The organism is Pseudomonas sp. FW305-25 (assembly GCF_017351415.1).
Lineage (GTDB): Bacteria > Pseudomonadota > Gammaproteobacteria > Pseudomonadales > Pseudomonadaceae > Aquipseudomonas > Aquipseudomonas chlororaphis.
The window spans coordinates 86175-99656 of sequence record NZ_JACNDE010000025.1; the positions used below are offsets into that span (position 1 = coordinate 86175).

Here is a 13482-nt window from a genome sequence, read left to right on the forward strand (position 1 = left end):
GCCGCAGCACCATGTCCAGCACAGCCATTTCTCTCGCACCGGCCATCGCCGCCTACCTCGCGGCCACCAATGGTCGTGACAGTTCGGCGGTCGCCAGTTTCTTCGCCGAAGACGCCCAGGTGTTCGATGAGGGCCAGCACCAGGCCGGCACCCGGGCCATCGCCCAATGGATGGAAGACCGCGCCCGCCGTTACCAGCCCCGGCTCGAGGTGCTCAAGGTCCAGCAACGCACTGGCAAGGTGCTGGTGGATAACCTGATCTCCGGCAGCTTTCCCGGCAGCCCGCTGGAATTGCGCTACGTGTTCCGGCTCGACGAGCAGGGCAAGATCGCCCGGCTGGATATCTCGCTGTAGCCGTCGCGCCCGCGCTCGCTGTAGCCGCTGGCGAAGCCTGCGATAGGCAACGCAGTTGTCGTAAAACCTGGGCACGCGGTGTATCAGGTAGACCGCGCGGCCCGGATTACGGCAACTGCGTTGCCGATCGCAGCCTCGCGCTGCTCGGCAGCGGCTACACAGGCGCCGTGTTCCCTGTAGCCGCAGCGGTCGCCAGGTGAGGCATGGCATACTGCGGGCCCATTTGCGGATGCGTGGCCCCCATGCCTTTCGATTCCCCCCTCAGCGCCTATCAGTACGCCCTTCAGGAGCGCGGTTTCGTCGCCGACGAGGCCCAGGAACGGGCGATGCTGGCCTTGCAGCAGTGTCATGTCGCCCTGCATGAAGGGCGACGCTCGATCACCGGGGTCTATCTGTGGGGCCCCGTGGGGCGGGGCAAGACCTGGCTGATGGACCAGTTCTATCAGAGCCTTGAGGTGCCGGCGCGGCGTCAGCACTTCCACCATTTCATGGGCTGGGTCCATCAGCGCTCGTTCCAGCTGACCGGCACCGCCGACCCGTTGCAGGCCCTGGCCCGCGAGCTGAGCGAAGAGGTGCGGGTGCTGTGTTTCGACGAACTGTTCGTCAACGACATCGGCGACGCGATCATTCTCGGGCGCTTGTTCCAGGTGATGTTCGAGCAGGGCGTGGTGATGGTCTGCACCTCCAACCAGCCGCCGCAACAGCTGTATGCCGACGGCTTCAACCGCGAACGCTTCCTGCCGGCGATTGCCGCGATCGAGGCGCATATGCAGGTGGTGGCGGTGGACGGCGCCCAGGACCATCGCCTGCACCCGGGGGCGGCTACCCAGCGTTATTGGCTGACCCCGGCCGGCCAACCGAGCGCCCTGGGCCCAGCGTTCGAACAACTGGCGGCGGGGCAGGCGGTGTCCAGCGCGGTATTGTCGGTGGGCTACCGCGAGGTCCGGGTGATCAAGGCCAGCGAGCGGGTGCTCTGGTGCCGTTTCGCCGACCTGTGCGAGCAGCCGTTTGCCGCCATGGATTTCATGGCCCTGTGCGACCGCTTCAGCGCGATCCTGCTCAGCGAAGTGCCCGAGCTCAGCGCGCAACAGCGCCCGGGGCGGATTGCCCGCGGCACCGAGGATGGCGCCGAGCGAGTGGTGGCGGGCGATCGCGAGCTGCCGCAGTTGTCGGTGCACGATGACAGCGTGCGGCGTTTCATCGCCCTGGTGGACGAGTGTTATGACCGCAAGGTGCCGCTCTACCTCGAAGCGCAGGTGCCGATGGAGGCGTTGTACACCGAGGGCTACCTGGAGTTTCCATTCCGCCGTACCCTCAGTCGTCTGAAGGAGATGCAGCTGCAGCGTTTCGGCTGAGCACGCCTGATCATTACAAGGGAGACCTGACCGTGAACCAGCCCCTGTCCCATCATCTGCTGACCATGGCTTACCAGAACGCCTGGGCCAATCACCGCCTGGGCAAGGCCTGGGAAATACTGGACCCGAGCGAGCTGGCGGCGCCGCGGGTGAGTTTCTTTCCCAGCCTGAAAGCCACCCTCAACCACATCCTTACCTGCGACTGGTTCTACGTCGACGCGCTGGAGCGAGAGCTGCGCGGCGAGGCGCCAAGGGCCGACTGCTATGTGTTTTTCGATGACGAAGAACCTTTCGACCAGGCCGCCGACCTGCGCCGCGAGCAGGCGCTGGTGGACCGCCGGCTGATCGCCTATTGCGAGCGGCAACGGGATGTGGACCTGGCGCGCATCGTCACCATCGCCCGGGAAAAGCCGCAGCGCGATACCCGGCTGCGCATGCTTTCGCATCTGTTCGAGCACCAGTTGCATCACCGTGGCCAGGTGCACGCCATGCTCAGCGGCACCCGGGTGGCGCCGCCGCAGCTGGACGAGTTTTTCTGCGCGGGCGAGGCGGCCCTGCGCGCCGAGGACTTTGCCGAGCTGGGCTGGAGCGAAGCGCAGATCTGGGGCGCGGAGGCGGTCGAGGAAAAAGGACGGTAGCGCTTGACGCGCTAGCCGCTCGTTTGGTCATGTGCCGATGTTTACAATCGCTCTCCCGGGGACCCGCCCGGATCAATAACTGTTGAGGACGGACATGGACGTTGCAGACGTATTGGTACTCCAGGCCAGCTACACCAACCCGGTACACGCCGAGGCGATCGCCCTGGTGCTCAACCACTATGCCCAGGACCCGATGGGCGGGGGCCAGCCGTTGGACGCCGATCTGTTGCGGCAATTGCCCGGCGAACTGGCCAAGCGGCCCCACGCGTTCAGCGTGCTGGCCTTTGTCGGTGGCGAACCGGCCGGCCTGGTGAATTGCTTCGAGGGCTTTTCCACCTTTGCCGGCCGGCCGCTGGTCAATGTGCACGATGTGTCGGTGATCGATAAATTCCGCGGCCTGGGCCTGAGCCAGAAGATGCTGCACAAGGTCGAGGAGATCGCCCGCCAGCGCGGCTGCTGCAAGATCACCCTGGAAGTGCTGGAGGGCAACGCGGTGGCCCAGGCGTCCTACCGCAAGTTCGGCTTCGACGACGCCAGGCTCGACCCGAGCCATGGCCGGATGCTGTTCTGGAACAAAACCCTGTAAGGCCCTGGAGCCCGCCGGCCGATGAACTCATCTCCCCTGGATGCCCCCGTGACCCGCCGTGACAGTGCCTGGACGGTGTTCCTGGTGTTCTTGCGGTTGGGCCTGAGTTCCTTCGGCGGGCCGGTGGCGCACCTGGGGTATTTCCGCACCGAATTCGTCCAGCGCCGCGCCTGGCTGAGCGAGGCGGCCTATGCCGAGCTGATCGCCCTGTGCCAGTTCCTCCCGGGGCCGGCCAGTAGCCAGGTGGGCTTTGCCCTGGGCTGGTCGCGGGCGGGGCTGGCCGGCGCGCTGGGCGCCTGGCTGGGTTTCACCTTGCCTTCGGCGCTGATCCTGATTGCCCTGGCCATGGGCCTGAGCGGTAGCGGCACAGGGTTGCCCGGCGGGCTGGTGCATGGCCTGAAGATCGTCGCGGTGGCGGTGGTGGCCCAGGCCCTGTGGGGCATGGCCCGTGTCTTGTGCCGCGGGCCGTTGCGCATGCTGATCACGCTGGTCTCGGCGATCAGTGTACTGCTCTGGCCGACCACCCTCGGTCAGGTCTGCGTGATGTTGCTGGCGGGGATGATCGGCGCAGGCCTGCTCCAGCCGACCTTCGACCAGCGCGAAGACGGGCTGGCGATCGCGGTCGGCAAGCGCACGGGCTACCTGGCCCTGGTGCTCTTTGCCCTGTTGCTGGCGGGCTTGCCGCTGCTGGCCGGGCTCTGGCCCAGCCTGTCGCTGCTGCTGGCCGACGGTTTTTATCGCGCCGGTGCCCTGGTGTTCGGCGGCGGCCATGTGGTGTTGCCGCTGCTGCAGAGCGAGGTGGTCGCACCGGGCCTGTTGAGCAACGATCTGTTTCTCGCCGGTTATGCCGCCGCCCAGGCGGTGCCGGGCCCTTTGTTCTCTTTTTCGGCTTTTCTCGGCGCCGCCATCGACGGCTGGCGCGGCGCGCTGGTGTGCCTGGTGATGATTTTCCTGCCGGCCATGCTGCTGATCGTCGGCGTCCTGCCGTTCTGGCAGCACCTGCGCCACCTGGGCCGGGTCCAGGCCGCGCTGGCCGGCGTCAACGCGGCGGTGGTCGGCCTGCTGGCGGCGGCGCTGTACGACCCGCTGTGGACCAGCAGCATCCTCAAGCCGCTGGACCTGGGGCTGGCCCTGCTGGCCCTGGCCGCGCTGATGTGCTGGAAGCTGCCGCCCTGGCTGGTGGTGCTCGCCGGTGGCGCCGCCGGCCTGCTGCTGGGTGCCTGAGGCCAGCGTCGTCAGGTGCGCGGCGGGTGATTGAGCCGGGCAAACACCAGGCGGAACAGGGTGAAGCTTCCCGGCACGCTGCTGACCTCGGTCCGGCCCTGATGCAGGTTCATGATCGAGCGCACGATCGCCAAGCCCAGTCCCGTACCGCCTTCGGCGCGCGAGCGGCTGCTGTCGACCCGATAGAAGCGCTCGAACAGGTGCGCCAGGTGCTGCTCCGGGATACCGGCGCCGGGGTTGCCCACCGACAGCGACACGCTCGATTCATGCTCCTCCACCAGGATCGAAATACTCGACGCCCGCGGGCTGTGGCGGATGGCGTTGGACAGCAGGTTGGAGATCGCCCGCTGGATCATCAGGCGGTCGCCATACACCAGGCCATCGCCGGACAGGCTGATGCCCAGGTGCTTTTCCTCGGCGCTCAGGGCGAACAGTTCCATGACCCGCCGCGCTTCCTCGCCCAGGGATATTGCTTCGAACGCCACCTGGGAGGCCGGATGGCTGACCTGGGCGAGGAACAGCATGTCGCTGACGATCCGGGTCAGGCGCTCCAGCTCTTCGGTGCTCGACTCCAGCACCGCCTTGTACTCGTGGGGCGGGCGCTCCCGGGACAGGGTGACCTGGGCCTTGCCCATCAGGTTGGTGATGGGCGAGCGCAACTCGTGGGCCAGGTCGTCGGAGAATTGCGAGAGCTGCTGCACGCCGCCGTCGAGCCGGTGCAGCATGAAATTGATGCTGTGGGCCAGCTCGGCCAGCTCCCTTGGCAGGTTGTCCGGCGACAGCCGATGGGTCAGGTCCTGGGTGGTGACCTTGGCGGCCACCCGGCTGAATTGCTGCAACGGCGCCAGGCCACGCTGCACCACCCACCAGGCGCCGATGCCGATCAGCATCAGCAGCAGGGGCAGGGCGATCACCGTGGAGCGCAGGTAGGCGCTGAGCAGCGCCTGGTCGTTGGCCCGGTCCAGGGACAGCACCACCCGCACCTGTTCGCCGTTGCGCAGGCTGACCAGGCTGGAGGTGCTGAGCAGCCGGTTGCCGGCGCTGTCGAGCCAGTCGAGGAATACCGGGCTTTCCGGCCGGGTCAGGGCTTCGGGCAGCGGGCCCAGGTTGCGGTTGCCGATGTTCAGCAGCGGTTCGGCCTGGGGATCGGCGGCGAAAATGCTCAGGTGCAGGTTGTCGTGGCCCATCACCAGGTCCAGCAGCGAATGCGGGCGGGCGGCGATATCGCCGGTCTTCAGGTCGCTGGTCAGGGTGTGGCGGATCTGTTCGAGTTTGCTGTCCAGGCTTTCCCGCGCCAGGCTGCCCAGTTCGTGGCTGAGGGCCAGATAGGCCAGGGTCGCGAGCAGCAGCACCAGGCCGGCACCCATCAGGCTGACGGTCAGGCCCAGGCGCATGGACAGGCTGCTGGCGGTGCGTTGCGCGGCTTTCATTGGCGCACTTCCAGGACATAACCGACACCGCGGATGGTGTGGATCAGCTTGATCTCGCTGGCATCGTCGATCTTCGCCCGCAGGCGGCTGATGGAGACCTCCACCACATTGGTGTCGCAGTCGAAGTTCATGTCCCAGACCAGGGAGATGATCTGGGTGCGGGTCAGCACCTCGCCCGATTGGCGCATCAGCACCTGCAACAGGGTGAACTCCTTGGTGGTCAGGTCGATGCGCCGCGAGCCGCGATAGGCCCGGTGCCGGCGTGGGTCGAGCTCCAGGTCGGCGACCCGCAGGGTGTCGGTCGCCGGCAGGTTCTCGCTGCGCCGCAGCAGGGTGCGCACCCGCGCCAGCAGCTCGGGAAACTCGAACGGCTTGACCAGGTAGTCGTCGGCCCCCAGGTCCAGCCCCTTGACCTTGTCGGCCAGGCGCCCGCGCGCCGAGAGCATCATCACCCGGGCGTTGCTGTCCTTGCGCATGTCCTCCAGCACCTGCCAGCCGTCCTTTTCCGGCAGATTGACGTCCAGAATCACCAGTTCGTAGTTTTGCTGTTCGATCAGGTAAAGCCCGTCGACACCGGTGGCGGCGCGGTCGACTACATAACCGCTTTCGGTCAGGCCCTGATGCAGATAATCGGCAGTTTTACGCTCGTCTTCGACAACCAGAATGCGCATGGAAAAGTGACCTCTTGATCATTAATACGATTTCAATGGCGCTGGATATGAAGTTGTTGTTGGACCAGCCATAAAGCCCGCGAAGTTGCTGCTGATAAATAGCCTCAGCCGTTTGGATCGGGGGAATGCTCAAGCCTGAAGTGGCTTTAGGGTCAAGTTTTAAAGTGCTTGATATCAATGGCTTGTGCGTTTTTTTCGACAGCCGGTAACTAACTGATCCAATAGCAAGTCAAGTGAGGTGATTCATCGTAGGAGCGAAGCTTGCTCGCGATGATCGTTAACGCTACTGCGTATTGACTGGAGACGCGCGGGGCTCTCAAGTTCATCGCGGGCAAGTCGGATCGCCGCCCGCTCGCTCCTACAAACTGATCATGTGTCATTTACTGTTTCAATATATGTCGAAGTTTGGCGGAAACTTATATTAATACAGCCGGCAGTGACGTTTGCTTAGATGGCGTAATTGTCATTTTGACGTCAGAAAGTTGATAGCCCCTGGTCATGTCGCTGATATCGACGGCAATAAAAAAGGCGCCCGTGAAAGGGCGCCGGAAGATCCTCTCTGGCAAGGGAGCATGATCGTCAGAGAGGAGTAGAGCTCGGGGTGTTTCAGGTGTCCGGTTGCGCGTTGGCGCGGGTCGGGTCCTCGGCGGGTGCCTGAGTTTTTTTCCCACTCTCGGAGGACGCCTGTTCGCTATCGGTGCGGGGTATCTGCTGGCTGATGGGGAAGTTGTCCCAGTAGTGCTTCATGCGTTCAGCGCCGCCTTCGGCGAACGCTGCACCCGAGCTGGCAATCATCAGACCGGCGAGCAGGAGTGTGGAGGCTTTCATATGCGGTGTCCCATTGACGGTGATCGGTATCCGTTGCGTCCCTGTAACGAAGTAGTGAGGGAAGTCTGGCGTGATCTTATTAACTAGGGGTTAACAGGGGGCTGAAGGCGGGATGACAATGCTGTCATCCCGGATGAGAGGCGCTGACGGCCCACTGATATGGGCCGTGTAGGAAGAAGGGCGGGTTAAAGCTTCCAGTCCAGGCTCAGGGTCATAGTGCGCGGTTCGCCCCAGTAGACGCCGTTATAGAAGCCGACCCGTTCGTAGTACTTTTTGTCGAACAGGTTGGTGACGTTGAGCGAGGCCGACAGGTGCGGGTCGAACTCGTAGCGCGACATCAGCCCGGCCACGCTGTAGGCCTGCTGATGGATGCGGGTGTTTTCGGTGACGATACGCCCGTTGCCGTCGCGCCCCACCGGCCGCCGGCTGCTGCCGTAGATCTCGCTTTGCCAGTTCAGGCTGCCGCCGACGGTCAGCGCCCGCCACTGGCCCGGCAGGCGATAGGCCGTGGACAGGCGCAGCATGTTCATCGGCTCGCCGCCGTTGGCGCGCTGCTTTTCGCCGTCCAGGGCGTGGGTATAGGTGTAGCCGGCGGTGAGGTTCCAGCCCGCGAGGATTTCGCCCGAGACCTCGGCCTCGAACCCACGCACCTTGCCGCCTTTGCCGCCCGACTTATAGAACTCCTCGCCAGTGACCGGGTCCGGCGGCACCGAGCTGTCCAGTTCGGCGACGTTGTCCTGCTTGCTCCAGAACACCGCGGTGGCCAGGTTCAGGCGCTCCTCCAGCAGGCTGCCCTTGAGCCCCACTTCGTAGTTGCTGCCGACCACCGGTTCCAGGTATTTGCGGCTGGCGTCACGCTGAGTCTGGGGCTTGAAAATGTCGGTGTAGCTGACATACGCCGTGTATTCGGGAGTGAGGTCGTACAGCAGGCCGGCGTAGGGGGTCCACATGTCGTTGTGCTGCTGGCGGGTGTCTTCGAGGCTGGTCAGCTGGTTGTTGGCATCGTAGCGGCGAGAACGACTGTGGGCGCTCCAGCTACCGTAACGGCTGCCGAGCACCGCATGCAGGTCGTCGCTCAGGCTCAGGCGGGTGGCCAGGTAGCCGGCCTTTTGCCGGGTGCTGTCGCCGGAACCGGGCAGGTTGGTCACGGTGTCGGGAAACTTGGCGATGCCGCCCATGTATTTCCAGTCGGCGATGCTGGCGTAACCCGGTGGTGTCGGGCCGCCGACCGTGTACGGCGACGACTCGCGGCGCTCGGCCTCGCCATAGCCCAGCATCAGCTCATGTTCGCGGCCCAGCAGGCTGTAGGGACCGGCCAGGTTGAAGTCGTACACGCGCATTTTCTGCGTGCCGATCATATGGCTGGCCCAGGCGGTCATGCCCGAGCGGTCGGCTTCCGGGAAACCGGCACCGCCGTAATAGACCTTGCCGTCGCTGTCGCTGTCGCGGTGGGTGTAGGCGGCTTTCAGGTGCCAGTCGTGGCCCAGGCGCTGGTCGAGGGTGGCGAAGGCGGTCTTGTCCCTGAGCGGCCAGGAACTCCAGTGCGCCGCCATGTTGGTGGAGCGCGGCAGATTGGCCTTGCCGCCCGCGGCGTTCCAGTAGGGCACGGTGCCCCAGGAGGTGCCCTGGACCTGCTTGTCCTGGTAGTCGTAGCCCACGGCCAGGGTGGTGCTGTCGCTCAGGTCGGCCTCGAGAATGCCGTAGCCGACTTCCCGCTGCAGCTGGTAGTGGTCGCGAAACGACTGGCTGTCGCGATAGGCCAGCACCGTGCGCCCGCGCAGGCGGCCGTCGAACCCCAGGGGGCCGCCGACATCGACGTAGCTGTAGTAGTTGTCATAGCTGCCGCCGCTGACGCCGGCCTTGGCCGCCCACTCGTAGGTCGGTCGCTTGCGCACCATGTTGACGGTGGCCGAAGGGTCGCCGGCGCCGGTGGTCAGGCCGGTGGCGCCGCGGACCACTTCGATGCGGTCGTAGATGATGGTGTCCGAATCGGACTTCATGCGGTTGAAGGTGTTGAGCATGCCATCGATCTGGAAGTTGTTGATGGAGTAGCCGCGGGAGGAATAGCTCACCCGGTCGGAGTCCAGGTGCTGGACCACCACCCCGGTGGTTTGCCCCAGCACCTCGGACAAGGTGTCGAGTTTGAAATCGTCCATCTGCTGGCGGGTCACCACTGACACCGATTGCGGGGTTTCCTTGATCGACAGGTTCAGGCGCGTGGCGGTGCTCATGCTGCCGGTGGTGTAGGACCCGGTATTTTCCGTGGTGGCGCCCAGGCCCTGGGCGGTGACGCTGGTGGCATCGAGCTCCAGGGTCCTGGCGCCGCGGTCGGGGTTCCGGGCGGGTTCGCTTTCGGCCAGCAGCTCGGGGCTCAGAACCGCGCCGCACAGGCCGAATGTCAAAGTCATGGAACGGGTGAATGGCGCGAGCATCGCTGCCGTCTCCTTGTCGTCGAGGGAAAAAATCCGTTTGCACTGAGACGAAAAGGCGGAAGGGTATTTAGGCTAAACGAGAATAATTATTATCTTTGAGATACAAAAATGCCCCATGAAGGGGCATTGAGGGCCGGTATTACGGGGCTGCGTGAGCCCCGTAGGAAACGGCTTATTTTTGCATCGCTTATTTCTGCACGACTTACTTCTGCACGACTTATTTCTGCACCACCGCGGCGGCAGGCGGGGCCTTGGGCTTCATCAGGCTGAAGTCGATCAGGGCTTTCTCGTTGCGTTCATAAGGGTTGCCGATCAGCAGTGGGCGCGGCTTGAAGCTGTCGCTGACCAGGCTCTTGCTGCGGTCCAGTTCGTCGGAACTCAGGCCGGCCATGTCGGCCCAGGTATGGATCAGGTGCGAGCTGCTGTAGGGGCGGCCGAGGTCGCCGGCGAAGTTCCAGTCATGGTTCTGCTTCCACTTCGGCGAGGCCCAGGCGATGAACGGAATGGTGTACATCGGCGCGGTCGGCTTGCCTTCGTTGCGGCCCAGGGTGTTGTGGCCGGCGGAGTCGAACACGTCTTCGCCGTGGTCCGACAGGTACAGCAGGAAGCCGTTGGGGTCGGTCTTGGCGTAGTCCTTGATCAGGCTCGAAACCACGAAGTCGTTGTACAGCACGGCATTGTCGTAGCTGTTGTAGGTCGGCACCTGGTCGTCACGCACACCGGCCGGCACGCCAGCGCGGTCGGTGAACTTGTCGTAGCTCGGCGGGTAGCGGTACTGGTAGCTCATGTGGGTGCCCAGCAGGTGGACCACGATGAACTTGCGCGGCGCGCCGTCGGCCAGGGCCTTGGAGAACGGCTCCAGCACGTCGCCGTCGTACTGGCGGGCGTTCTGGTTGCGGTTGTTGTTCAGGTAGACCTGCTCGTCCGCCTGCTCGGAGAAGGTGGTGAGCATGGTGTTGCGTTTGGTCATGGTCTGCTGGTTGGTGATCCAGTAGGTCTTGTAGCCGGCCTGCTTCATCACGCTGACCAGGGACGGGGTCTTGAGGTACAGGTCGGGGTTTTCTTCGTCGGCGAAGGTCAGCACCTGCTGCAAGGCTTCGATGGTGTAGGGGCGCGGGGTGATGACGTTGTCGAAGATCGCCAGCTGGTCCTTGAGCTTGTCCAGCTCCGGCGTGGTCTGGCGCGGGTAGCCGTAGAGGCTCATGCGCTGGCGGTTGGTCGACTCGCCGATCACCAGGACCAGGGTCGAAGGCTGGTTGGCCATGCTGTCCTTGAGGTTGTGCAGCGGCGGGATCTTGCTCACGTTGTCGAGCATGCCCTGCATGTTTTCCAGCTGCTCGCGGTAGCGCCGGTAGGCCACCACCATCTGCCACGGCACCGCGGGCTCGATGCGCGTTTCGAATTTCTCCAGGCCGCCGGCGAAGCTGCCGGTGCGCGCGGTCTGCTTGATCAGCGGGTAGCCGATGACGGCGATCAGGATGGCCATGGCCGCCACCAGCGCGCGACCGCGCGGCAGGTAGACCGGGCGCAGGCGGGTCCAGAGGAAGAGGGCGAAGGCGGTATGGGCGAGGAACGCCAGCACCATCCACCAGGCGAAGTACTGGGTCAGGTACTCACCGGCTTCGGAGGGGTTCGACTCGAACATGATGAAGATGACGCTCTGGGAGAACTCCTGCTGGTAAATGAAGAAGTAACCCAGGCTGGCCATGGAACAGGCCCAGAGCACGATGCCGATGACGGCGGCCATCGCGCGGGTGCGGGCCGGGAACAGCAGCATCGGCGCCAGCCAGATGGCGCTCATGATGAAGGCCTGGCGGAAACCGGCGAACCCGGAGGTGTCGGTCAGTTGGATCAGTAACTGGGTGATGCCGGAGAAGTACCAGAAGAACAGGAAGAGCCAACCCAGGCCCGCCCAGTCAAACCCTTTCGCGGACGTCTTGTCGCGTTTAAACACTGCCATCGAACGCTCCAGCTGCATTGAACATGACATTCGCCGGAAAGCTTCGACTACCTCGGCGAACGCGCGCCGCGCCCGTGGGGGCGGCAATATTGCGCCGGAGTATCCATAAGAAGGTGTGAAAACTTTGTGAGTTGGTACCTGCGTGTCAGATAATGCCGTCGCCAGGAGGCGGGTAGGGTAAAAAGCGAGGGGCAAAAAGAAGCCGGCGATCCATCAAGGACTCGGCCGGCTTCATTAATAACCTGTTGCAAGGACCGGCCACGGCGGGCGGGTTCCTCGGATTCTCAGGCGTGTAGCTGGGTGACGGCAGCCACCTGACCCTGGTTCTGCAATGCCAGGCGCAGTTGCGCCAGCTCTTGCTTCAACTGGTCGCGCTCGTTCTTCAGTTCGCGCAACTCGTCACGACGGATAGTGACGTAGAGGGTTTGTGCAGGTCGTGCCGGTAGTACTGTGCCCATTGCTCACCTCGCAAATGGCGTGCATCAACTGTGGTCCGGCCGCTCGAATTCCGGGGCCTGAAACACTATCGGCGGCAATTTTGATTTCTTTTGCCGGCAAAGGGAACTTTTTTATTTTCAGTGGTCGTTGTGCCTTCGAAGCGATTCGCGTCGTTATCCACTCACTGCTTGGGAAACACTGCTTTGGAAACTTAGTCCAGATGCTCTGGACTAACCTTCACGAGCCTCGTTGGGCTATAACCTTTTGACACAATTTAGTAGTAAGGAGCATCAGCACATGCAACTGGGGATTATCGGACTGGGCCGCATGGGCGGAAACATTGCGCGGCGCCTGATGCTCAATGGGCATGAAACCGTGGTCTATGACCGTAACAGCGCTTTTGTCAGCACCCTGAGTGGCGAAGGCGCCAAGGGCGTCGCCGACCTGCCGGCCCTGGTCGCCGGCCTGGAGAAGCCGCGCGCGGTCTGGGTCATGCTGCCGGCTGGCGCGCCCACCGAAGACACCATCGAAACCCTCAGCCAGTTGCTCGAACCGGGCGACGTGATCATCGATGGCGGCAACACCTACTATAAGGACGACATCCGTCGCGCCCAGGCGCTGGCGGAAAAAGGCCTGAACTACATCGACGTCGGCACCTCCGGCGGCGTCTGGGGCCTGGAGCGCGGCTACTGCATGATGATCGGCGGTGACGCCGAGGTCGTCCGCCGCCTGGACCCGCTGTTCGATGCGCTGGCACCGGGCATGGGCGACATCCCGCGGACCAAGGACCGGGTGGCCGAAGACGATCGCGCCGAGCGCGGTTACATCCACGCCGGCCCCGCCGGTGCCGGGCACTTCGTCAAGATGATCCACAACGGCATCGAGTACGGCATGATGCAGGCCTTCGCCGAAGGCTTCGACATCCTCAAGACCAAAGCCTCGCCAAGCCTGCCGCAAGACCAGCGCTTCGACCTCAACGTCGCCGATATCGCCGAAGTCTGGCGCCGTGGCAGCGTGGTCTCGTCCTGGTTGCTGGACCTGACCGCCGACGCCCTGGCCACAGATCCGCAGCTCGACGGTTTCTCCGGCGAAGTGGCCGACAGCGGCGAAGGTCGCTGGACCATCGAAGCCGCCATCGAGCAGGCGGTGCCGGTTCCAGTGCTGTCGAGTTCGTTGTTCGCCCGTTTCCGCTCCCGCCAGCAGAGCACCTATGGTGACAAGATGCTGTCGGCCATGCGTTTCGGCTTCGGCGGCCACGTGGAGACTCCGAAAAAATGACCTCCTCGCGAAAGAAGTCCAAGGCTCAACCCGCTCCACCCACCACACTGTTTCTGTTCGGCGCCCATGGCGACCTGGTCAAGCGCCTGCTGATGCCGGCGCTGTACAACCTCAACCGTGACGGTTTGCTGGATGAGGGGTTGAAGATTGTCGGCGTCGATCACAACGCGATCAGCGATGTGGATTTCGCCAAGAAGCTCGAGGACTTCATTCGCACCGAGGCTGCCGGCAAGGTCGGCAGCGGCGCGCAAGCGCTGGACCCGGCGCTCTGGGCCAAGCTGGCCAATGG

At 64.0% G+C, this 13482-nt stretch carries 12 protein-coding genes and 1 pseudogene; 7 read left to right on the plus strand and 6 right to left on the minus strand.

What is annotated here, in order from left to right:
- Positions 1–11: 11 nt before the first annotated feature.
- The 5 genes from J4E58_RS21780 (at position 12) to chrA (ending at position 4156) form a co-directional block, all read left to right on the plus strand.
- Entirely contained in the window at positions 12–353 is a 342-nt protein-coding gene (locus tag J4E58_RS21780) for a nuclear transport factor 2 family protein (protein WP_007920497.1), read from the plus strand.
- 242 nt (positions 354–595) lie between these two features.
- The gene (gene zapE, locus J4E58_RS21785; RefSeq protein WP_087091068.1) at positions 596–1708 is read left to right on the plus strand and encodes a cell division protein ZapE; all 1113 of its coding nucleotides are present in this window, start codon (positions 596–598) and stop codon (positions 1706–1708) included.
- A gap of 32 nt (positions 1709–1740) precedes the next feature.
- A complete protein-coding gene (locus tag J4E58_RS21790) occupies positions 1741–2346 on the plus strand; it encodes a DinB family protein (protein WP_087091067.1) in 606 nt (201 codons plus the stop codon).
- A gap of 94 nt (positions 2347–2440) precedes the next feature.
- The gene (locus J4E58_RS21795) at positions 2441–2932 is read left to right on the plus strand and encodes a GNAT family N-acetyltransferase (protein WP_009043737.1); all 492 of its coding nucleotides are present in this window, start codon (positions 2441–2443) and stop codon (positions 2930–2932) included.
- Between the two features lie 21 nt (positions 2933–2953).
- Positions 2954–4156: a chromate efflux transporter gene (chrA, locus tag J4E58_RS21800; protein ID WP_087091066.1), complete on the plus strand. Its 1203-nt coding sequence runs from the start codon at positions 2954–2956 to the stop codon at positions 4154–4156.
- Positions 4157–4167: 11 nt separating this feature from the next.
- On the opposite strand, the gene J4E58_RS21805 is transcribed toward chrA, so the two are convergent.
- From J4E58_RS21805 to J4E58_RS21830, 6 genes are all read right to left on the minus strand, one after another.
- Entirely contained in the window at positions 4168–5586 is a 1419-nt protein-coding gene (locus J4E58_RS21805) for a heavy metal sensor histidine kinase (protein WP_087091065.1), read from the minus strand.
- The gene (locus J4E58_RS21810) at positions 5583–6257 is read right to left on the minus strand and encodes a heavy metal response regulator transcription factor (protein WP_007922715.1); all 675 of its coding nucleotides are present in this window, start codon (positions 6255–6257) and stop codon (positions 5583–5585) included. Before J4E58_RS21810 ends, J4E58_RS21805 begins: the two co-directional genes overlap by 4 nt.
- Before the next feature lie 606 nt (positions 6258–6863).
- Positions 6864–7085 carry a hypothetical protein gene (locus J4E58_RS21815; protein WP_087091064.1) on the minus strand — a complete coding sequence of 74 codons (222 nt, stop codon included), beginning with the start codon at positions 7083–7085 and terminating at the stop codon, positions 6864–6866.
- A gap of 185 nt (positions 7086–7270) precedes the next feature.
- Complete coding sequence (locus tag J4E58_RS21820; RefSeq protein ID WP_087091063.1) at positions 7271–9517, minus strand: TonB-dependent siderophore receptor; 2247 nt, start codon at positions 9515–9517, stop codon at positions 7271–7273.
- Between the two features lie 217 nt (positions 9518–9734).
- On the minus strand, positions 9735–11477 hold the full coding sequence (locus tag J4E58_RS21825) for a phosphoethanolamine transferase CptA (protein WP_053261058.1): 1743 nt from the start codon (positions 11475–11477) through the stop codon (positions 9735–9737).
- A 284-nt stretch (positions 11478–11761) separates the two neighbouring features.
- Positions 11762–11935: a DUF6026 family protein gene (locus J4E58_RS21830; protein ID WP_007922719.1), complete on the minus strand. Its 174-nt coding sequence runs from the start codon at positions 11933–11935 to the stop codon at positions 11762–11764.
- 244 nt (positions 11936–12179) lie between these two features.
- Between J4E58_RS21830 and gnd the strand changes: the two genes are divergently transcribed.
- The gene (gnd, locus tag J4E58_RS21835; RefSeq protein ID WP_225970778.1) at positions 12180–13193 is read left to right on the plus strand and encodes a phosphogluconate dehydrogenase (NAD(+)-dependent, decarboxylating); all 1014 of its coding nucleotides are present in this window, start codon (positions 12180–12182) and stop codon (positions 13191–13193) included.
- A pseudogene (locus tag J4E58_RS21840) lies at positions 13190–13482 on the plus strand (glucose-6-phosphate dehydrogenase); the annotation flags it as partial. The gene gnd and the pseudogene J4E58_RS21840, both read left to right, overlap by 4 nt.

Bases quoted from the DNA above. Each gene is read 5' to 3' on its own strand.
- J4E58_RS21780 (WP_007920497.1), top strand. From the start codon at position 12: ATGTCCAGCACAGCCATTTCTCTCGCACCGGCCATCGCCGCCTACCTC.
- zapE (WP_087091068.1), top strand. From the start codon at position 596: ATGCCTTTCGATTCCCCCCTCAGCGCCTATCAGTACGCCCTTCAGGAG.
- J4E58_RS21795 (WP_009043737.1), top strand. From the start codon at position 2,441: ATGGACGTTGCAGACGTATTGGTACTCCAGGCCAGCTACACCAACCCG.
- chrA (WP_087091066.1), top strand. From the start codon at position 2,954: ATGAACTCATCTCCCCTGGATGCCCCCGTGACCCGCCGTGACAGTGCC.
- J4E58_RS21805 (WP_087091065.1), bottom strand. From the start codon at position 5,586: ATGAAAGCCGCGCAACGCACCGCCAGCAGCCTGTCCATGCGCCTGGGC.
- J4E58_RS21810 (WP_007922715.1), bottom strand. From the start codon at position 6,257: ATGCGCATTCTGGTTGTCGAAGACGAGCGTAAAACTGCCGATTATCTG.
- J4E58_RS21815 (WP_087091064.1), bottom strand. From the start codon at position 7,085: ATGAAAGCCTCCACACTCCTGCTCGCCGGTCTGATGATTGCCAGCTCG.
- J4E58_RS21820 (WP_087091063.1), bottom strand. From the start codon at position 9,517: ATGCTCGCGCCATTCACCCGTTCCATGACTTTGACATTCGGCCTGTGC.
- J4E58_RS21825 (WP_053261058.1), bottom strand. From the start codon at position 11,477: ATGGCAGTGTTTAAACGCGACAAGACGTCCGCGAAAGGGTTTGACTGG.
- J4E58_RS21830 (WP_007922719.1), bottom strand. From the start codon at position 11,935: ATGGGCACAGTACTACCGGCACGACCTGCACAAACCCTCTACGTCACT.